General features: G+C 52.9%; 19 protein-coding genes. 10 read left to right on the top strand and 9 right to left on the bottom strand.

Annotation, left to right across the window (positions count from 1 at the left end):
* The first annotated feature begins 179 nt into the window (after window positions 1-179).
* From I656_RS06270 to I656_RS06300, 7 genes are all read left to right on the top strand, one after another.
* Complete coding sequence (locus I656_RS06270; RefSeq protein ID WP_015375929.1) at window positions 180-1,193, top strand: sugar-binding protein; 1,014 nt, start codon at window positions 180-182, stop codon at window positions 1,191-1,193.
* 165 nt (window positions 1,194-1,358) lie between these two features.
* On the top strand, window positions 1,359-2,828 hold the full coding sequence (locus I656_RS06275; protein WP_015375928.1) for a sensor histidine kinase: 1,470 nt from the start codon (window positions 1,359-1,361) through the stop codon (window positions 2,826-2,828).
* Entirely contained in the window at window positions 2,806-4,347 is a 1,542-nt protein-coding gene (locus I656_RS06280) for a response regulator transcription factor (protein ID WP_020755474.1), read from the top strand. Before I656_RS06275 ends, I656_RS06280 begins: the two co-directional genes overlap by 23 nt.
* Before the next feature lie 314 nt (window positions 4,348-4,661).
* On the top strand, window positions 4,662-5,957 hold the full coding sequence (locus I656_RS06285; protein ID WP_020755473.1) for an ABC transporter substrate-binding protein: 1,296 nt from the start codon (window positions 4,662-4,664) through the stop codon (window positions 5,955-5,957).
* A 61-nt stretch (window positions 5,958-6,018) separates the two neighbouring features.
* The gene (locus I656_RS06290) at window positions 6,019-6,990 is read left to right on the top strand and encodes a carbohydrate ABC transporter permease (RefSeq protein WP_015375925.1); all 972 of its coding nucleotides are present in this window, start codon (window positions 6,019-6,021) and stop codon (window positions 6,988-6,990) included.
* Window positions 6,990-7,811: a carbohydrate ABC transporter permease gene (locus I656_RS06295; RefSeq protein WP_015375924.1), complete on the top strand. Its 822-nt coding sequence runs from the start codon at window positions 6,990-6,992 to the stop codon at window positions 7,809-7,811. Before I656_RS06290 ends, I656_RS06295 begins: the two co-directional genes overlap by 1 nt.
* 287 nt (window positions 7,812-8,098) lie before the next feature.
* Complete coding sequence (locus I656_RS06300) at window positions 8,099-8,950, top strand: S9 family peptidase (protein ID WP_015375923.1); 852 nt, start codon at window positions 8,099-8,101, stop codon at window positions 8,948-8,950.
* Window positions 8,951-9,028: 78 nt separating this feature from the next.
* Here the strand turns inward: I656_RS06300 and I656_RS06305 are convergent, their stop codons facing one another.
* The 9 genes from I656_RS06305 to ssuE form a co-directional block, all read right to left on the bottom strand.
* The gene (locus I656_RS06305; RefSeq protein ID WP_033005888.1) at window positions 9,029-10,423 is read right to left on the bottom strand and encodes an LLM class flavin-dependent oxidoreductase; all 1,395 of its coding nucleotides are present in this window, start codon (window positions 10,421-10,423) and stop codon (window positions 9,029-9,031) included.
* 16 nt (window positions 10,424-10,439) lie between these two features.
* Entirely contained in the window at window positions 10,440-11,687 is a 1,248-nt protein-coding gene (locus I656_RS06310) for an acyl-CoA dehydrogenase family protein (RefSeq protein WP_015375918.1), read from the bottom strand.
* Between the two features lie 12 nt (window positions 11,688-11,699).
* Window positions 11,700-13,013: an LLM class flavin-dependent oxidoreductase gene (locus I656_RS06315; RefSeq protein WP_015375917.1), complete on the bottom strand. Its 1,314-nt coding sequence runs from the start codon at window positions 13,011-13,013 to the stop codon at window positions 11,700-11,702.
* Between the two features lie 14 nt (window positions 13,014-13,027).
* On the bottom strand, window positions 13,028-13,993 hold the full coding sequence (locus I656_RS06320) for an aliphatic sulfonate ABC transporter substrate-binding protein (RefSeq protein ID WP_015375916.1): 966 nt from the start codon (window positions 13,991-13,993) through the stop codon (window positions 13,028-13,030).
* A gap of 15 nt (window positions 13,994-14,008) precedes the next feature.
* On the bottom strand, window positions 14,009-14,272 hold the full coding sequence (locus tag I656_RS19240; protein WP_020755469.1) for an alkanesulfonate monooxygenase: 264 nt from the start codon (window positions 14,270-14,272) through the stop codon (window positions 14,009-14,011).
* A 46-nt stretch (window positions 14,273-14,318) separates the two neighbouring features.
* Complete coding sequence (locus I656_RS06330; protein WP_020755468.1) at window positions 14,319-15,131, bottom strand: LLM class flavin-dependent oxidoreductase; 813 nt, start codon at window positions 15,129-15,131, stop codon at window positions 14,319-14,321.
* A 78-nt stretch (window positions 15,132-15,209) separates the two neighbouring features.
* Window positions 15,210-15,569 carry a hypothetical protein gene (locus I656_RS06335; protein WP_015375914.1) on the bottom strand — a complete coding sequence of 120 codons (360 nt, stop codon included), beginning with the start codon at window positions 15,567-15,569 and terminating at the stop codon, window positions 15,210-15,212.
* Window positions 15,566-16,579, bottom strand: a complete 1,014-nt coding sequence (locus I656_RS0115865) for a LysR family transcriptional regulator (protein ID WP_020755466.1) — start codon at window positions 16,577-16,579, stop codon at window positions 15,566-15,568. The genes I656_RS06335 and I656_RS0115865 overlap by 4 nt, the downstream gene beginning before the upstream one ends.
* 105 nt (window positions 16,580-16,684) lie before the next feature.
* Window positions 16,685-17,233 carry an NADPH-dependent FMN reductase gene (gene ssuE, locus I656_RS06340; protein WP_015375912.1) on the bottom strand — a complete coding sequence of 183 codons (549 nt, stop codon included), beginning with the start codon at window positions 17,231-17,233 and terminating at the stop codon, window positions 16,685-16,687.
* A 263-nt stretch (window positions 17,234-17,496) separates the two neighbouring features.
* Here ssuE and I656_RS06345 point away from each other — a divergent pair, with 263 nt between their 5' ends.
* The 3 genes from I656_RS06345 (at window position 17,497) to I656_RS06355 (ending at window position 19,625) form a co-directional block, all read left to right on the top strand.
* Window positions 17,497-18,366, top strand: coding sequence for an ROK family protein (locus tag I656_RS06345; protein WP_020755465.1), 870 nt, complete (start codon window positions 17,497-17,499; stop codon window positions 18,364-18,366).
* Between the two features lie 202 nt (window positions 18,367-18,568).
* The gene (locus tag I656_RS18680) at window positions 18,569-18,709 is read left to right on the top strand and encodes a hypothetical protein (RefSeq protein WP_033005884.1); all 141 of its coding nucleotides are present in this window, start codon (window positions 18,569-18,571) and stop codon (window positions 18,707-18,709) included.
* Window positions 18,702-19,625: a TetR/AcrR family transcriptional regulator gene (locus I656_RS06355; RefSeq protein ID WP_033005882.1), complete on the top strand. Its 924-nt coding sequence runs from the start codon at window positions 18,702-18,704 to the stop codon at window positions 19,623-19,625. The genes I656_RS18680 and I656_RS06355 overlap by 8 nt, the downstream gene beginning before the upstream one ends.
* The last annotated feature ends 135 nt before the right edge of the window (window positions 19,626-19,760 follow it).

The following is a 19,760-nucleotide window of genomic DNA, read 5'->3' as shown; positions in this document are numbered from 1 at the left end:
AAAAAAGGTAGGTAAATGAATTTTTTGCATAAAAGGGCATCATTTATATACGTCGAAAAGAAGAGGAGGGCGATGTGAGGCCGCGGCAGGCGGGAAGAAGGGAGAGACACGGCATCCATTTTCTTTTGTCTAGGCTAGCGCCCCGACGTTCGTGTACAATGGCGGTAGGAGGGATCAAGATGCGCGATTGGTGGAAACGGCTGTTTTACGGGGGCGGCATCGCCCTGCTCTTTGCAAGCGCTTCCTTCACCGCCTATTGCGCTTGGAACGTGTATGCGTATCCGAAATCAGAGAAGGAACGGGTTCCGGAAAAAACAAAAGAGGCCTATCATTTCGTGCTTGTGCCAGAGGAACTCGATAATGATTACTGGCGGCTCGTGGAAAAAGGAGCGAAAGCGGCGGCGAAAGAACTGGGGGTTGATCTTGAGTATATCGGCCCGCGGCAGGCGAATATGGATGAGCATTTGCGCATTTTGAAAAAAGCTGCGGCGGCGAAAGTCGATGGGATCATCACACAAGGGTTGACGGAAGCGGAATTTGTCCCCGTGATTAACGAAATTACGGACAAGAATATTCCTGTAGTGACGATCGATACGGATGCCCCGACGAGCCGACGTGTCGCCTATGTGGGAACGGATAATTATTATGCCGGTTTTCTCGCGGGACGGGCGTTGGCTGAGGATACGAAGGGCAAGGCGACGGTCGCGATTATTACCGGCAGTTTGACGGCGGCGCACCAACAGCTGCGAGTGCGCGGATTTGAGGATGCGGTGAGACAGGAAAAAGGCATCCGCATCGTCGCCATCGAAGAGTCGCACATTACGCGTGTGCAAGCCGCGGAAAAGGCGTATACGATTTTGAAAAAGCACCCGGATGTGAATGCGTTTTACGGCACAAGCGCGCTTGATGCGATCGGTATTGCCCAAGTGGTGGAACAGTTTCACCGCGAGCAAAAGACGTATATTATCGGTTTTGATACGCTTCCGGAGACGATTCGCTATTTGCAGAAAGGAACGATTGCGGCGACCGTGGTGCAGGAGCCGTATGAAATGGGATACAAGGCGGTCAACATGATGGCCGAGATCGTCGCCGGCAGAGACGTGCCGGCGGTGACGAATACGGAGACGAAAGTGATCCGAAAAGAGGATTTGCCGCTGCGCCCGGCGCGCCATTATGAGGTCAACACGCCATGAAGGCGCCTTCCAAGCCTCCGTAGGGAGGGGGCTGAAAGCGGAGAAAGGTTGGCGAACACCGCTAAAGCATGAGAGATGGCCGTCCTTGACGTTCGAACACGTTCGGCTTGAAGCGGCAGGGCGATGCAGGCAACAAAGCGCCGGTGACAGCGGGGTGGAATCGAGATGAACATTCGGACGAAGATGCTGCTTTGCTTTACCGTGTTTTTGCTTTTGCTCAACGGAGCGGTGTTTCTTTTGTATCAGACGAGCGAAGAGATGATGAGCGATTATGATCAACGGATGCGCCGATTGCTGTTGCTGAATGAGGTGTCGCAGCGGACGAATCGGATGACCGAACAACTCAATGCGTACGTCTCGGAAAAAGAAGGACGGTATGCACGCGCTTATGAGCGGGAGTTCCGCTGGCTGCAGCAACGCCGCCGGCAGCTCGGCGCCATCTTGCCAGTGCTGTCCGATCGGTTGGCGGCGGAAAACTATGAACATATGATTGAAAGTTTGCTGGAGGAGGCGGCGCTGACGGTCTATCATTTTCAAGCTGGAAATATTGGCTTGTACTCGTCCCACTTGCATGAAACGATGAACATTGCGTCCTTTTTGCAAGAGGAAACGTTAAACTTGATTGACGATGAGCTGACGGCCTACCAACGGCGGTACGATGAAGTGGAGCGGCGCAACCGCTATTTCCGCTATATGGGAATGGGATTGTTTGTCACGACGTTGTTGCTTGGCGCCTTGCTGGCGGTGTTCTTTTCCGGCCACGTAACGAAGCCGATCATTCTTCTCTCGCGCGCTGCCCGATCCATCGCTGACGGGCGGCTGGACGGGCCGGATGTGGAGCCGACGACGAATGACGAACTGCGATTGTTGACGATCACGTTTAATGATATGCGCCGCAATTTAAAGCAGCTGATTGCGGAGATGAAACAAAAGGCTGAGCTCGACCGGCTGGTGAAGGAGCTGGAACTCAAAAGCTTGCAAAGCCAAATCAATCCGCATTTTTTATTCAATACGCTGAACACGGTTGCGAAGATGGCGTACTTGGAGGACGCCCAGCAAACGTCGCGGCTGATTGAAGCGGTGGCGGCCATTTTGCGCTACAACTTGGGCGATTTGCAGCGGACGGTGACGCTTGCCGATGAGGTGCGCATCGCCCGTGAATATTTCTTCATCCAGCAGACGCGGTTTTTTGATCGGATCAAGTTTTCGTTAGAGGCGGAACCATCTTGCCTCGATCAACCGATTCCGCCGCTCACGTTGCAGCCGCTGATTGAAAATGCGTTCATCCATGGCATTGAGACGTACGAGCAGGGAGCCGAGCTGTCCGTTTCCGTTTTCGCCGACAATGGGCGGGTCGTTGTGGAAGTGCGCGACAATGGCGTTGGCATGGATGAGCAGGTGAAAGCGGAGCTTGAGGCGTTGATCCGCGGCGAAGAACCGCCGGCGCGCCGTGAGCAAGGGCGCGGCCATTCGACCGGCATCGGCTTGCGCAATGTCATTCGCCGGCTGCAGCTGTTTTACGGAGTGATGGATGTGGCTGAAATCGAGTCTGCGCTAGGAAACGGAACGACGGTGCGGTTATGGCTGCCAAGATGGCAAGGGGGGATGAACGGTGAAAGTGGCGATCGTCGATGATGAGGCGTTGGAGCGAAGAGCGCTTTGCAAAATGATTCACGACCACCTTCCGGACATCGAGGTGGTCGCCGAGGGCGCCAACGGGCGCGAGGCCATTGACATTGCCAAGCAATATCGCCCGGATGTGATGCTTATAGACATCAAAATGCCCGGCCTTGACGGGCTGCAAGCCATCGAAGCGATTCGCCAAGACGGATTGGATCTTGAGTTCATTATTGTGTCGGCGTTTGATTTGTTCGACTATGCGAAACAAGCGATGCGGTTTGGCGTCAAGGAATATTTATTGAAACCGAGCCGGAAGGAGGAGGTCATTTCGGCTTTGGAACGGGTCAGACAAGAAGTGGCGGCCAAGCGGCGACACGAGGAGAGCAGCCGCCAGCTCGAGGAGCAGATTCGCCGGTTGCAGACGCTTGTGGAAAGCGAATGGCTGTCTGTCCTCATGACAGAAGACGTATCGGCTGATGAGTGGGAGCGGTGGAAGGAACTGCTGCCGTTTTCGATCGCCTCGGGAATGTTTATGGTCATTCAGTTCCCGGATGCAGGGGTGGCTGACGAATGGAAATCATGGCTGGACAAGCAGCTTAGCGGGAAGGCGCCAACGCGCTATTGGATAGGGCGGATGGCGAACCGGCGCCTGCCGGTCTTGTTTTTCCGCAGCCCAAACGATGGCGAGCCGGCCTGGAAGCCCACCGTCCAGGCATTGGCGCTCGATTTGGCGCGGCAGTTTTCCGCCCGGTACGGCGCCGCGCTGTATATCGGGCTCGGCTCCCCGTTTTCCCGCCTTGACCAACTTCGTTCCTCGTACTATGAGGCGCTGTCGGCCGCTCATTATTACGCCGACCGGCAAAAAGCACAAGTGGGGTTTCTGCCGGCGGAAGCGACGCGCGCCGGCGGGGAAGCGGAACGGGATAAACAGCTGTTTGAAGCGCTGCGCCTTGGCGACATCGAGCAAGCCCGGATAATTTGTCTGACGTATATAGAGGAACTGGCCTCTTCTCATTCACTGCCGGCCGCCGGTCGCAAAGCGGAAGAGACCTTTGTGTGGCTCGGGCGTCTTCTATCGGAGCTGGGCATTCGTTATGAGCGGCTCGCTTCCTTTGCTTCCTGCCGGTCGGCGGCAGAATTGAAGCGGGCGGCGCTTGATGAACTGGACCGCATCGCCGCTGATCTCGAGGTTTGGCGCCAGCAGCAAGCCTACGGCAAACTCGGCAAAGCGAAAGACTACATTGACCGCCACTACGCCAAGCCGCTGACGCTTGAAGAAGTGGCGGAACAAGCCGGGATGAGCCCGTACTACTTCAGCAAACTGTTCAAAGAGCACTTTGGCATCACCTTTATCGACTACGTGACGAACGTGCGCATCGAACGGGCGAAAGAAGCGCTGGCTGGGACGGACCAAAGCTTAAAAGAAATTTGTTTTTCAGTCGGCTACAACGATCCCAACTATTTTAGCCGCGTCTTTAAAAAGCAGACCGGCCTGTCGCCGAGCGAATACCGGAAAAAAGTGCAGGCGCGCTGACAAGGGGAGTGCTGTCTCCAACAAGGAAGGTGCATGGCAAGTCAAAAGGTAAGTCCCGCAGACAAAGCAGGCTGCCCCGCCCTCTTCCGGCGTCTGAAACGAAGCCCGCCCCCTGGATGGGGAGACGGGCTTTTTTCGCGCCATAAAAGCGAAATGGCTGTCCGCTGCACCGCTTGCCTGACAGGAGAACGGAAAACAAAAAAGTGAAGAAAAACGCAAAAAAGTGAAGAAATCAAGCCGCCGTTTGCTGGACAGCGCATGGTACACTCGATGTTGAAAGGGGTTTCAAAAACAAAAGACAAAGGGGGAGAACCATGAGAAAGAAAGCATCCGCATGGCTGGCGTTGGCGCTTGGAATTGGGATGGCGCTCTCAGGCTGCAGCAGCTCGAACTCTTCATCCGATCACGCCAAACAAGGCAGCCAAAAAGCGGGAGAGAAACTCGAGATTTTCAGCTGGTGGACGGGAGCCGGCGAGGAAGACGGCTTAAAAGCGCTCATCAAACTGTTCCAAGAAAAATATCCGGATATTAAAGTCGAAAACGCCGCAGTCGCCGGCGGGGCCGGAACGAACGCCAAGGCGGTGTTGGCGAGCCGCATGCAAGGGAACGACCCGCCATCAACGTTCCAAGTGCACGGCGGAGCGGAGCTGAATGAAGGCTGGGTTGCGGCTGGCAAAATGGAGCCGCTCAACGATTTGTATGAAAAAGAAGGCTGGATGGACAAATTCCCGAAAGCGCTTATCGATATGGTAAGCAAAGACGGCAACATTTACTCCGTGCCCGTCAACATTCACCGCGGCAACGTGCTCTGGTACAACAAAAAAATCTTTGCCGACAACGGACTCCAGCCGCCGAAAACGTTCGACGAGTTTTTCCAAGCGGCGGATAAGCTGAAAGCAAAAGGCATTACGCCGCTCGCCTTGGGCGACAAAGAGCCGTGGGCGGCGACGCACCTGTTTGAAAACGTGCTGCTTGGCACGCTTGGAACGGAAAACTACAAGAAGCTTTGGACGGGCGAATTGTCGTTTAACGACCCACAAGTGAAACAAGCCGTTGAGACGTTTAAGAAAATGCTTGGCTATATTAACGAAGACCATAGCTCGCGCAACTGGCAAGACGCCGCCCAGCTCGTTGCCGAAGGAAAAGCGGCCATGTACGTGATGGGCGATTGGGTGAAAGGCTATTTTGTCAACGATTTGAAATTGAAGGTGAACCAAGACTTCGGCTATGTGCCAGTGCCGAATACGGAAGGCAAGTTTATGGTCATTACCGATACGTTCGGCCTGCCGAAAGGCGTGAAAAACCCGGATGATGTAAAGAAATTTTTAGCGGTGCTTGGCTCGGTGGAAGGGCAAGATGCGTTCAACCCGCTGAAAGGCTCCATCCCGGCCCGCATCGACGCGGATCCGTCCAAGTACGATGAATACGGCAAACAAACGATGCAAGACTTCAAAACAGCCGAATTGGCGCCGAGCTTAGCCCACGGCTCCGCAGCGCCGGAAGGGTTTGTCACGAAGGTGAATCAGGCCGTCAACATTTTCGTGACGCAAAAAGATGTGAAGACGTTCATCGACACGTTGGCTTCGGCTGCAGCAGAACTGAAGAAATAATGGAGAAAAGGGGACGGGAGCCATTCTCTTCCCCTTTTCGCCATCATGAGGAGGAATCGTAGTGGAAACGGTCAACGTCACAACGACGGAGAAGGCAACGGCCGTCCCGGCGGTGCGGAAAAAGCGGAAATGGACGGCCGATCATTGGCTGGCAGCGGCGTTTTTGGCGCCGTCGGTCGTACTGATTTTCTTATTTGTGTACGGGTTTATCGGCTGGACGGGGTATGTGTCGTTGAGCAACTGGAACTCCCTTGTACCGGATTGGTCGTTTGCCGGGTTGAAAAACTATCTGTATTTGTTTCATGATTTCCGCTTCCAGGCCGACTTGCGCAATACGCTCGTGTTTACGGTGTTGTTTATCGCCGCCGTCATCGTGCTCGGCCAGCTGCTTGCCATTTTGCTTGACCAAAAGCTGCGCGGCGAGTCGCTGTTCCGCAATATTTTCTTTTTCCCGATGGCTTTGTCCTTTGTCGTCACCGGAGTCGTGTGGCAATGGCTGTTCAACCCGTCAACGGGTGTGAATCTATTTTTGAAACCGCTTGGCCTTGATGGAAAATGGTATACGGATACGAACATCCTTGGCGGATTCCATTGGGGGAAAATCGAATTTGGCGTTCCTGTCGCCATCGTTGCTGTTGTCGTGGCGGCCGTCTGGCAAATGACCGGATTTGCGGTGGCGATGTATCTCGCCGGCCTGCGCGCCATTCCGGATGAAGTGCGGGAAGCGGCGCGGATGGACGGAGCGACCGAGTTTCAATTGTATTGGAAAATCATTTTGCCGCTGCTGCGGCCGATCACCGTCAGCGTCATCATCATTATGGCCCATATTTCGCTGAAAATTTTCGATTTGATTTACGCCATGACCGGGCCGGGGGCGAACTTTGTCACCGATGTGCCGGGCGTATACATGTTTGAAACGACGTTCCGCGGCAACTATTACGCCAACGGCGCGGCGATTGCGATCGTGATGCTGCTGTCGGTCGCCATCTTTATCGTTCCGTATCTTATCTCAAGCCGGAAGGGGGGATCGTGATGGCGAGATCCGTGTGGGCGCGGCCGTTTTTGTACGCATTGGCCATCGCCATGAGCGTGTTTTTCCTCATGCCGGTGTATGTCATGGTCGCCACGAGCTTGAAGCCGCTTGATGAAGTGACACTGGCCGACATGTGGAAACTGCCGTCAACGATCGATTGGAGCAGCTACGCCACAGCCTTTGACAAGCTCGCCCCGAACTTTTGGAATTCGATTTTGCTCGTCGTGCCGGCGACGCTGCTCTCCGCGCTGCTTGGGGCGCTCAACGGCTACGTGCTGTCGAAATGGAAGTTTAAAGGAGCGGATACGCTCTTTACGCTCATTTTGTTCGGCATGTTCATCCCGTATCAAAGCATTCTCATTCCGCTCATCCAGTTTTTGCGCGAAATCGGGCTGTACAACACGATTCCGGGGCTCGTGTTCGTCCATGTCGTCTACGGCATTCCGATTACGACGCTCATGTTCCGCAATTTTTACGCCGCGATACCGGATGAGATGATCGAGTCGGCGAAAATCGACGGCGCGGGATTTGTCCGCATTTTCCGGTATATTATGCTTCCGCTGTCGATTACCGGGTTCGTCGTCGTGGCGATTTGGCAGTTTACAAACATTTGGAACGAGTTTTTGTTCGCGGTGACGATCACGACATCCGACAAACAGCCGATCATGGTCGCCCTGCAAAACTTATCCGGCAGCCAAATCGTGCAATGGAACGTGCAAATGGCAGGAGCCTTGCTCGCCGCACTGCCGACGTTGCTTGTGTACATCTTCCTCGGCAAATACTTCGTCCGCGGCTTGCTTGCCGGATCGGTGAAGGGGTGAGCAAAAAAGAAGGTGCACCCGTTGCGTCGATTTTACTTACGGAGGCTGTTGCTTTTTGGAAATGTATACAAGTGTGATGAAAGGTGCCCTCCGCTTTTAGGGGCATCTTCTTTTCAGGTAAAGAAGATAGTGCTTTTGTTGGCAACCTTTAGTGTGTCAGCCGATGGTTGCCTGTGGCTAGGATCAGAGACGGTTGACGGCTATGCAAAAGCGTAGTAAAATAACATAAACATAGTATTCTTATTTATTTACTATGAATTAAAGGCAGGTGAAAGGGGAGAGAGCAGTTGATTCAATTCCAATATATTGAGAGCGGAGGGGAACGTTTGGCGGTTTCGATTCATGATCCACCCGTGTCGGTTGATCATGATGATGCGCCTGTTGTTGTCATTTGTCATGGGTTTATCGGTACGCGGATTGGTGTGGATCGGTTGTTTGTCCAAGCAGCGGAACGATTTGCGTCGGCCGGAGCCGGAGTCGTCCGTTTTGATTATGCTGGTTGCGGGGAGAGCAGCGGAGAGTACGGAAACAACCGATTTGATGATTTCATTCGACAAACGAGAGATGTTATTTGTGCAGTGGAACGCATTCCGTCATTTGAACGTCGACCGCTTGTGCTTCTCGGCCATAGTTTGGGAGGGGCGGTGGCGACGGCCACAGCTGCATTGGATCGGCGTGTCGACCGATTGGTGCTGTGGGCGCCTGTGGCCTATCCCTATCAAGATATCGTCCGCATTGCCACACAAGGGCGAGGACAAGTCGATGCAGAAACGGTGGAGCACCGTGGATATGTATTGCCCCCTTCCTTTTTTGCATCGCTTGCTCATGCGAATCCGCTGAAGGCAGCAGAACAGTTTTCTGGTGATGTTCTTTTGGTTCATGGCACGGCTGATCACGATATTCCCGTTGCATATGCGGATGTGTATCGGGAGGCGTTTGGAAAACGGCTTGATTCACGATTTTGGAGCCATGTGATTGCAGAAGCCGACCATACGTTTTCCGCGATTTCGGCAAGGCGCCAACTATTCGACATTACGGCTGCTTGGCTTTCCCAACGCCCAGAGCGGGGAGGAGAGAACAAGATGAGAGAGGTGAAAAGCCAGGCGAAACAAGCCGTTTTTCATAAGACAAACATATAGCAAAAGTGGCGAAGGGGTTGACCGAAAATGAGCATGTGGTTTTCGATCACCCCTTCTTTCATGAACTGATGGATCGTATCATGAGCTCTTTGCATGAACTCCAATGGAGCGAAAGGCGGCAGCGGGATGGTGACTCGGCAGCCGCGCTCCGCCCCCGAACAGCTTCTCCCGCAAAGTGCCGTCTGTGTAGGCGGTTTTGTACAGTCCACGCCGTTGCAAGATGGGAACGACATATTCGATAAAGTCATCCAAATCCTTGGGGGTGACAAGATGGACGAGGTTGAACCCGTCCACTCCAGAGCGGCGGGCCCGCTCTTCAATCGCATCCGCGACTTGTGTCGGGTTTCCGATGATGACCGACTCTCTCGTCAGCGTTCCGGCTTTTTGCAACGCCTCACCGATTGTCAGCGGTTTTGTAGCGTCTTTGGTTAGCGAAGCCGCTTTGTAATGTCCGTGGTCGGTGGGACGGAACAAAAATGGTTCATGGGCTGGCTTTCCTTCATATTCAGCCAAATCATAGCCGCTCGCTCCGCTGAACTGAGCCTTGGCGGCATCGGCGCTCCAAAGGCGGCGCAATTGTTCGAATTTGGCTTCCGCCTGCTCTGACGTTTTACCCACAATGACGGTCAGAAAGGTGAAAAATTTGAGCTGCTCGGGATCACGCCCGCATTGTTCCGCTTGGCGGCGAATGTCCCCGATGTAGGCTCGCAGCCGCTCAGCAGAAGGTGCACCGACGAAAACGCATTCTGCATGTTTGGCCGCAAACGCTCTTCCCCTCTCTGAGGAACCAGCTTGGTATAACACAGGTGTTCGCTGTGGAGAAGGTTCGCATAAATGCGGGCCTTTGACGGCAAAGAAAGGCCCCCGATGGCAGATCGGATGAATTTTGTCTGGATCAATCAGTACTTCTGCTGTCCGATCTTCGACAAATGCGCCATCTTCCCAGCTTCCTTCCCACAACTGATAGACCACTTCCAAAAACTCATCGGCGATTTCATATCGCTGGTCGTGGGCAATCATCTTCTCCAGTCCGAAGTTGGCGGCTGCGTTTGGCAAGTAAGAAGTCACGATATTCCATGCAATTCGTCCGCTTGTCAGATGGTCCAAAGTGGAAAACCTTCTGGCGATATGAAACGGATGTTCATAAGTCGTGCTTGCCGTTAACACGAACGAAAGATGAGTGGTGACGCTTGCCATAACAGGAATGATCAATGAAGCATCGTTTAATGGAAACTGCATTCCATCACGAATCGATGGGGATGGGCTTTGGCGATAAGTATCGTATACCCCGAGAACGTCAGCGAAAAAAACGGCGTCAAACAGCCCTGCTTCCAACCGCTTCGCCATTTCCACCCAGTAGGGAAGTTCTTTGTAGCGGCGGTGACGTTCGCTGTCGGGATGTTTCCATAGGCCATGGGCGTTGTGCATCGCACTTGCCATCTCAAAGGCATTGAATAGTAAAGGACGATCCATGGCTTGTTTCCTCCTTTCAACGGATGGGTGACGGATGGATGCCGGTGTTGTGAACGATTGCAGCGCCATTCGGAATGGCATGCGATGCAAACAATTCTACGACCGCATCTTCCATGGGTGGATTGTGCAACCCCGCCCGCACATCACGATAGTATTGTTGCAACGGATTGGAGCGGTGCAAACTTTTCGCCCCGGCGATGCGCATGGCCAAATCGACGACACGGTTGGCGCTGTTTAACGCAATGTACTTGGCTAATGCTAATTCTCGGTCCATTGCTGAACGTTTTTCTGGAATGGCGTCCCATCTTTCGGCGGTAAAATAAAGAACGTGACGGGCTTTCCACAGTTCCATATCCATTTCCGCTATTTTCTGTCGAACATGCGGCAGATGAATGATCGGTTCGGATACGCTGTTCGGCTGATAGTGCGAAGCAAACGAAATGGCGTAATTTCGGGCAGCGATGGCAGCCCCTAAGTAGCAAGCGGGAATGTGCAAAAGCCAAGCACGGCTCCCCCCGCCTTTGACGAACTCTAATTGATCGAGTTCGACTAACGCATCGGTGGGCAGTTCGACATGATCGAAAATGACGTCATCGCTTCTTGTCCCCCGCATGGCGATCATATCCCACGTTTTTTCAATGCGAATCCCGTCGCTTCGATGATCGACGAGGAAAAACCCGACTTTCCCCGTATCGGCGATGACGGCTGTGACCAATGAGTAGTCCAACGCTTCCGCCATGGAGGCAAATGATTTTCTCCCCGTCAGAATCCATTTTCCATCGCGTTTCACTGCGGTTGTAATCGGTTTTCCTCCTCGAGTCGGGCTTCCTGTTGCTTCTTCGGTGGCCAGCCGATTGATGACGGCTTTTCGATTCACGATTTCCCTGCAAAGCCACGCAAACGTGCGCGCATTCCATGTGCGGCGTTCCCGAATATCGTACACAAGACCTAAATGCCAGCCTGCGCACAACCCGGTGGAAGCATCGCCTTGGCTTAGGCGCTCTTGCACGAGGATCAATTCGTATAAAGACAATGATTGACCCCCGTATTCTTCTGGAACGGTCAGGGCTAAATAGTTGGTCTCTTTCAAAAGTTGGAAATGTTCAAATGGAAACGCTCCTTCCTCATCAATGCGCCGCATGTTCGGACGGAATTGTTCCGCAAGCATAGAGGCTTGTTGCAACAGTTGTTCGTGGCGCTCCGTTTTGACAAACAATCGGGACAAATCATTCGCTAAGTAGGGAATCAGATCAGGAAGCACCAATAAAATCACTCCTTATACACGGATCGGATTGGGCATGGGCAGTTCTAGATGGTCGCGCAATGTGGTTCCTTCATAGTCGCGACGGAATAACTCGCGCTTTTGCAAAATCGGGATCACATGCTCGACAAACAGCGACAGTCCATGCGGATAGTACGGAAACATAAGATTAAACCCGTCCGCCGCTCCTTGGCGAAACCACTGTTCAAGTTGATCAGCGACTTGTTCAGGCGTTCCGATGATGGTAAAGTGCCCTCGCGCTCCAGCGATTCGCTCGTACAGTTGGCGGATGGTCAAGCGTTCGCGGCGCGCTAAATCAATGATAAGCTGGCGCCGGCTTTGATTCCCGTTTGTTTCAGGAATGTCGTCGGGAAGCGGATCATCGAGTGAATAGCCTGAAAAGTCGATGCCCCCTAAGTAGTCAGATAAAAATGCCAACCCGACCTCCGGAACGATTAACTTTTGCAATTGTTCATATTGCTCTTGCGCTTCTCGTTCCGTTCGCCCGATGTAAGGCGCTACGCCTGGCATGATCAATAGATGATCAGGATCGCGTCCGATCCGTGCGGCTTCTTGTTTCACCGTTTGGTAAAAACGTTGGGCGTCCGCTAATGTCGATTGGGCGGTGAACACGACTTCCGCAACATGGACGGCGAAACGGATGCCGTCTTGTGATGAGCCGGCTTGAATCAAGACGGGTTTTCCCTGCGGCGGACGGGAAGAGTTCAGCGGCCCGCACACCGAGAAGTGGGTTCCATGATGGTTCAACGGCCGCCACTTCTCTGGATGAAAGTAGATTCCAGATGATGGATCGCGAATCAGCGCCTCTTCATCCCAACTTTCCCACAGACCGTTGACGACATCGACAAATTCGCGCGCCCGCTCATAGCGCAGCTGATGTTCCAAATGAGCCGTTCGGCTGAAATTGTACGCTTCTTCCTCATAGTAGGACGTAACGATGTTCCAAGCGGCTCGCCCGCGGCTAATATGGTCGAGCGAGGAAAATTTCCGCGCGATGTGAAATGGTTCGTTGTATGTGGTCGAAGCTGTGCCGGCCAACCCGATGCGGCTGGTCACGGCTGCTAAAGCGGCGAGCAATGTGAACGGCTCGAGCCGGACGATCTCGGCAGGGTGAGACAACGGCTCAATGGCGAGTCCGTCGCTGACAAACAGCATGTCCAGCTTCCCTTGTTCCGCGATTTCCGCAAGACGGCGAAAAAACGCGAAATCTTCGCACCATTCCGGCCGCACATCGGGGTGTCGCCATGCGGCGATATGATGGCCGACGCCCATAAGAAACAGTCCAAGCTTGATGTGTCGTCGTTTCATGTGGCTCAGCCCCTTTACTTGTTTGTTGGTTTCCAGACAACGTCTTCTATGGACACGTGTTTTTCAATGAAACCGATCGCGCGCAAGTCGTCTGCTTCTTGCTGCAAGTCGCGAACCGCTTGAGGGTCGATCCAGTGGACAGTAGATTGTCGTTTTTTCAACACGTGAATCCATGTGTCGACAGGCAAATTCGTGGCTTCATGAAGCAGCTGTGCAGCTTCTGTCGGATCGCGGCGGATTTGTTCTCCTGACTTCTGCAATGCTTGGACGAATTGACGAACAATATCCGGATGGCTGTCCGTCATAGCAGGTGAGCTGAAATAAAAGGTGCGATAGGGAACGATGCCCGTTCCATCTTTTAATAATGTATGTCCTTTGCTTTCAGCTACGGATAAAAAAGGATCCCAGACAACCCATGCGTCGACTTCTCCTTTTTCTAAAGCCAAGCTGGCGTCTGGTGGATTCAAATATACAGGTTGTACATCCCGAAGCGACAGACCGACAGAATGCAGGGCTTTGACCAACAGATATTCGGCGATAGATGCCTTATTGAGGGCAATTTTTCTCCCTTTTAAGTCAGCTAGTGAAGAAAGGTCGAGTCCTTTGCGTACGATGATCCCTTCAGAGGCTGGAGATGACGGCTCTCCAGCGATATAGCGAAATTGTGCCCCTTTAGCGAGGGCGAAGATGGAAGGAATATCTCCGGCTACAGCGAAATCAATGCTTCCAGTGTTGAGTGCTTCCAGAATCGAGCTGCCGGTGTTGAATTCCGACCAAGTTACGTGATATCCTTCCTGTTCGAGCTGTTTTTGTAGCTTATGTTCATGTTTCATCAACAAGATGGTTCCGCCTTTTTGGTAGCCGATGCGAATCTCGGTCAATGAACTATTGTGTGTTTGCTGTTTTTCATGGCTGCAGCTCAACAAAACCCATAAGAATAGGAAAAGCAACAATGTTGCCAGTCGACGGTTGCCTCTCAACTTCCGTCCCCCCTGTCAATGATGAAACAACTTCGCCTGCTGAAGCTTCTCCCGAACAAGCGGAATCACAGAGGCTCCCACTTGCTCAATCGTTTCCAAATGTGGGAACCCACGCAACAATACATAATCAAAGCCAAGATCGATGAATTCAATAAGCCGGTCGGCAATTTGATCAGCGGTGCCGACAAGAGCGATGGAATTGCCCGACAACACTTGTGTGAGCCCGGTCCATAAGTTTGGACCGATTTGGAAACGCCGTTTTGCGCTTGTTTTCATCAATTCGTGTAATCGCCTTGCGCCAACCGAATCACCTTTTTCAATCAGTTCATCTTTTTTTTTGCTTCGCTGACTCGGATAGATGGCTGACTAACGCATCCGCTCGTTCCCATGCTTCTCGTTCGGTTTCACCCAGCACGACTTGAAAGGAGATGCTGTATTGGAGCGTTCGCCCGTAACCAGCTGCTTTTTGTTTCATTTCTTCGATTCGTTCTTTCATTCGTTCGAATGTCTCTCCCCACATCATGTACACATCCGCCACTTGCGCCGCTACTTCCTTGGCAATGTCTGAGGCTCCTCCGAAATAAATCGGCGGGCGCTGTGCGGGTTTGGGGAACAGCGAGGCGTTTTCGAGACGGTAAAATCGTCCTTCATACGTGACGGAAGGGAGGGTGAACAGTTGCTTCAACAGATGGATGTATTCCCTCGTCCGTTCATACCGCGTGTCATGGTCAAGAAAATCCCCCTCAGCCGCTAATTCGACCGGTGAACCGCCTGTCACGATATTGGGCAACGCCCGTCCATTTGTCCAAACATGGATCGTCGCCAACTGTTTGGCAAAAATAGCAGGTGAAGTGGCGCCAGGACGGGCGGCGAACAGAAGGCGCAATTTGGTCGTTCGCGCTGCGAGATAAGCTGCGACAGCCAACGAATCAAGGCAGCCTGCACCTGTCGGCAACAGCAATGTAGAAAAACCATGGGTTTCTGCTGCTTTGGCAATCGCTTCAATGTACTCTACCGTCGGCGGACGCTCCGGATTCTCGTCTGTCCCGGTCCAGCTGTTTACGTTTGTCGAATTGTTGCCAAGACCGACGAACGTACTGTCTCCGGATGTCGGGGCCATCGTAATAAATTCGACCATTTTTTCTCCTCCTTTGGATCGTCTTCAGAAAGGGAAAAGAGAGTAGAGCGTTCTCGCTTTGATTGCGCACCGTCCTTGTCAGCTAGGAACAATTGTTTCCGCTGGCAGCCGATCGCTTGATGAAAGTGAACCATTTTGCCACCGCTTTTCGAACTCTCGGAACGAAATCGGATGTCCCAACAAATAAAATTGGACGTGCTGCTCGACAGCTTGAGCGTAGGACCGTTCACAAAACGTATTCGGCGGAGCAGCGAAGGCATCGGCCCCTTTTTCTTTGGCGAAACGGAGAACTGCACTGCGGCGCCCCTCTTGCTGTTGCTTGGCGATATTCGGATAGTCTTCGTACGTTTGTGAATCCGTGTCATAAAGGCGAATGATTGCTCCTTCCATGATGGAGACAACGTTCTCCTGTTCGTCGATCACAAGAGCTATGATCATCCTTGCTCCCTCCATATAATTTCATAGTAATTCAATAGGTTTAATAAAAATATAAAGGAGCAACTTCCGTTTGTAAAATTGAAAAAATAGAAGCGATGGTTCAAAAAAATATGAAGATCTGTACAACGTTCTCCCGCATAGTGGTCCAGCAAAAAACGAATCCATGTTTCCGTTGCCGGATGGCATGCTCCACTCGCAAATCGTCGCAAGATGCCGACGGTCAGTCCATGGCGAAAATCGACAATTGGCAGCGCCACTGTTCCTTCGGGAGGAGGGGTGACGGAGATTTTTGGAACCACCGCGACACCAAGCGCCGCATGAACGTAGTATTTTAGCGCCAACATATTGCTCACTTCGGTTTCATACAATGGTTGAATATCGAGTTCAATCAACTTTTTTTCCAAATGGCGCCGAAATGGGCAAGCAGCGCTTGTCACAAGGAGGCGCTCATAGGCTAAGTCGTGAAGATCGATCGATGAACGTTTGGCCAACGGGTGGGAAGAAGGAACAAGAAGCACGACATCCTCGGAAAACAATGGTTCGAAGCTTGTCCCTGTTAACGATTCCGGAGTTGCGCAAATGGCGATGTCAATGTCTCCACGCTCGGCCATGTCGATAAGCGTTTGGTTGCTATGAATTTGGATATTGAACGAAATAGCAGGGTGCTTGTTCCGGAAAGCGCTCAGCCAGGCAGGCAGACGATAGCTGGCTGTCGGTTCCATTGCTCCGATGCGGATGACGCCTCCTTCGCCCTCGATGCACTCTTTCAAGGTTTTTTGCAAGTGCTCGAAGCTTTTTAGCAAAAACGCTCCTTTTTCGCTGAGCAATCGGCCTGCTTCAGTCAACTGAAACGATTTGCCCCGTTCGATGAGGGTGACGCCGAGCTCGGATTCCAAATTTTTGATATGGGTGGTAACGGTTGATTGTGCATAGTTCAATTCTTCAGCTGCTCGTTGGAAACTACGGTGTTTCACGACCGCTTGAAATGTTCGGATGGTTCGCAAATCCATCTTGTTTCCTCCCCTCGACGTTCTCTTTTTCCCTTATAAAAAAGGCAGATTGTCCGACAGGGGCAATCTGCTTGCACGATAAGGGTGAGTGGGTGAAATCGCTTCTTACAACGAGCTAGAAACAGACAGATGAAGGGCGGAGCCCAATTCTGATAAGCTTTCATCAAGCCGGCGCTTCAATTCTTCAGGCAGCGAGTAGCCCCCTTCCGGAAGACGGGTAACCCATTGATCGACAGCGTAGACGCCGCCCAACAAGTAGCGCGCTCCCAAGGCGGACAGAACAGGTTTCAATCCGTAGTCTATCGCGAGCAAATGGGCAAGGGAGCCGCCGATGAACAACGGAAGGACGACTTTGTGCTGCAATCCCTTTTGCGGCAGCAAATCCAAGTACGCTTTCAATATTCCTGTGTAGGAGGCTTTGAAAACGGGACTGGCAATGATGATGCCATGAGACTTCTCTACTTTTTGGTTGGCGGCTGCAATGGCGGGGCTGTCAAAGCGAGCCCGCACCAAATCATCGGCCGGCAAGTCGGCTACGCGAATTTGTTCGATGGCGAATCCCTTCTGCCGCAAAGCCTGTTCGGCATACTCAATGAGTCCATTGAGGCGGGACGTGGACGATGGGTTTCCGTTGAGAATAACGATATCAGGCATGGCAACACACTCCTCTATAATTCATATAGGAATACTTGGTTTTTCGATATCGTATCACGCAACAGATGATGTGTCAATCGCCTTTTTGCAAATTTCTCCATCTTGTGTGCAAAACGGTGATGGACATCTGTTCGCTAGAATGCGGCACCCGTTTTTCCCCTTCCGTTTGGCGTGCGGCGACTTTGCTGTGAAAGGGATTCCAAATAGTCATGCTTCAAGGTAAACTAAAAAAGGAATGATCAAAAAGGAAGGGGACGCATAGGATGCTTGGAGCCATTGAAGCCGGAGGCACAAAATTTGTCTGCGCCATCGGCGATGAACAAGGGAACATTCATGAGCGGGCGGTGTTTCCGACGACGGCGCCGGAAGAGACGATGGCGCACGTTATCGATTTTTTCCGCCCCCACAACGTGGAGGCGATCGGGATCGGGTCATTCGGCCCGGTTGATTTGCGCCCGGACAGCCCGATGTATGGGTACATTACGAGCACGCCGAAACAGGCGTGGCGAAACTTCGATTTTGTCGGCGCGATAAAGCAACATTTTCCCGTGCCGATCGGCTTTGACACGGATGTCAACGCGGCGGCGCTCGGCGAGCAGCGCTGGGGGGCGGCGCGAGGGCTTGACAGCTGCCTGTACATGACGGTCGGAACGGGTATCGGCGTTGGGGCAATCGTCGAGGGCCGCCTGTTGCATGGGCTGCTTCACCCGGAGATGGGCCACATGTTGGTCCGCCGCCATCCGGATGACGCGTTTGCCGGCATTTGCCCGTATCATGGCGACTGTTTGGAAGGGATGGCGTCTGGCCCCGCGATTGAGCGGCGCTGGGGGAAAAAGGGGGCGGAATTGGCGGACCGCCATGAAGTATGGGAGTTGGAAGCCTTTTATCTTGCCCAAGCGATTGCCAACTACATCCTCATTTTATCGCCGAAAAAGGTGATCACGGGCGGGGGCGTCATGAAGCAGACGCACGTGCTGCCGCTTGTGCGCCGTCATGTGCAGGAATTGCTTGGCGGCTATATTCAGCACGAAGCGATTCTCGAGAAGATCGATGAGTACATCGTCCTCCCAGGGCTTGGCGACAACGCCGGCATTGCAGGTGCGTTGGCGCTTGCGGCGAGGGCGATCGAATAGCAAGGACGGCCGTTCACCGTCTTCAATCAGGCGGTGGGCCGTTTTTTGTTTGAAGGAAGGGATATTGACCGATTGTTCAACGGAATTAGCAAAAAATCGACCTATTGGTCAAAAAAAAATCGTTTTTGAGTTGCGTATCTTTATGACGTTGGTTTATAATTAGTTTGACCATTTGGTCATAAGTGATATGGAGGCGAGGACAATGATCCATGTTCGACGGTTGGTAGAATGGCTGCAACAGCGCGGCGTACGGGTTGATGTCGTGAAACCGCGCGCGCTGCTGCCGTCGTATCGGCAGTGGATGAGGACGAATGGGAAAGGAATGAGTGGCTGCCATGGATGAGCGGCGCGCCCAATTTATTGAGGCGGCGTTGAAATTGTTTGCTGAAAAAGGGTATCACACCACTTCCATTCAAGATTTGGTCGAGGCGTGGGGGATTTCCAAAGGAGCGTTTTATCACCATTTCGCCTCAAAGGAGGAGTTGTTGCTTTCGGTGCTCCGCTACTACAGCGAAAAAATGGTCGCTGATTTCATGGCGGACGGCGGGGAAGGGACGGAAAAAGAGCGGTTTGTCCGCCAGCTGGCGGCCCATTTTTCTCACATTCGCGAGTACAAAGACTTTTTGCGTATGATGATGTCGGAGCAATTGCCGAAAGTCAATCCGGAAGTGGAACGGTATATGTTCCGCCAGCATGGGCGCCTTTTTTTATGGTATTGCACGCGCCTAGCGGAGGTCTATGGCGAGGCGGTTGGTCCGTATGTGTATGATGTGGCCATGATGACGAACGGCATCATCCGGCAATATTTGTTTTACTTCTTTTTTCGCGAGGAGGCGTTTGATGCGGACGAGGCAGCTCGTTTTCTTGTGCGGCGCATTGATGCGATTGTCGCCAGCTTCACGGCTGATGAGCGCCCGCTTTTGACCGAGGAGGCGCTTGCGCCATGGATGGAACTGGAGAAGCGTGAGCGCGAGCGTCAGCGGGAGCGGCTGGCTTCGGCGTTCGCCGCCGTCCGGGAGGCCGCCAATGGACTCAATCCGAAGCAGGGGAACGATGTGCTGGAAGCCATAGCGGCGCTGGAGGAGGAGCTGCTTGGGCGCAATGAGCCGCCGCGTGCCTATATCGTCGAAGCGCTGCTGTTGTATTTGCGGCATCAACAGGCGCCTCAACTGGCGTCGGCTTTGGATGCATTGGTCAAAGAAATGGATGAATACCAACGACAAAACGGATGGGAGAGAGAAGTATGGAAAAAGCGATAGCAGTGCCGACGAGCACTATTCGTCATCGCCCGTTGCTGATCACCGGGCTCATTATTGCGATGCTCTTTGCGGCGTTGGACGGGACGATTGTCGGAACGGCCATGCCGCGCATCGTCGGGGAACTTGGCGGACTCG

It is taken from the genome of Geobacillus sp. WSUCF1 (assembly GCF_000422025.1).
Classification (GTDB): Bacteria; Bacillota; Bacilli; order Bacillales; family Anoxybacillaceae; genus Geobacillus; species Geobacillus zalihae.
The sequence above is the reverse complement of the archived record's forward strand: the minus strand, read 5'-3'. Positions and strand labels throughout refer to the sequence as shown.

Bases quoted from the DNA above. Each gene is read 5' to 3' on its own strand.
- I656_RS06270 (WP_015375929.1), top strand. From the start codon at position 180: ATGCGCGATTGGTGGAAACGGCTGTTTTACGGGGGCGGCATCGCCCTG.
- I656_RS06275 (WP_015375928.1), top strand. From the start codon at position 1,359: ATGAACATTCGGACGAAGATGCTGCTTTGCTTTACCGTGTTTTTGCTT.
- I656_RS06285 (WP_020755473.1), top strand. From the start codon at position 4,662: ATGAGAAAGAAAGCATCCGCATGGCTGGCGTTGGCGCTTGGAATTGGG.
- I656_RS06295 (WP_015375924.1), top strand. From the start codon at position 6,990: ATGGCGAGATCCGTGTGGGCGCGGCCGTTTTTGTACGCATTGGCCATC.
- I656_RS06305 (WP_033005888.1), bottom strand. From the start codon at position 10,423: ATGGATCGTCCTTTACTATTCAATGCCTTTGAGATGGCAAGTGCGATG.
- I656_RS06315 (WP_015375917.1), bottom strand. From the start codon at position 13,013: ATGAAACGACGACACATCAAGCTTGGACTGTTTCTTATGGGCGTCGGC.
- I656_RS06330 (WP_020755468.1), bottom strand. From the start codon at position 15,131: ATGGTCGAATTTATTACGATGGCCCCGACATCCGGAGACAGTACGTTC.
- I656_RS06335 (WP_015375914.1), bottom strand. From the start codon at position 15,569: ATGATCATAGCTCTTGTGATCGACGAACAGGAGAACGTTGTCTCCATC.
- I656_RS0115865 (WP_020755466.1), bottom strand. From the start codon at position 16,579: ATGGATTTGCGAACCATCCGAACATTTCAAGCGGTCGTGAAACACCGT.
- ssuE (WP_015375912.1), bottom strand. From the start codon at position 17,233: ATGCCTGATATCGTTATTCTCAACGGAAACCCATCGTCCACGTCCCGC.
- I656_RS06345 (WP_020755465.1), top strand. From the start codon at position 17,497: ATGCTTGGAGCCATTGAAGCCGGAGGCACAAAATTTGTCTGCGCCATC.
- I656_RS18680 (WP_033005884.1), top strand. From the start codon at position 18,569: ATGATCCATGTTCGACGGTTGGTAGAATGGCTGCAACAGCGCGGCGTA.
- I656_RS06355 (WP_033005882.1), top strand. From the start codon at position 18,702: ATGGATGAGCGGCGCGCCCAATTTATTGAGGCGGCGTTGAAATTGTTT.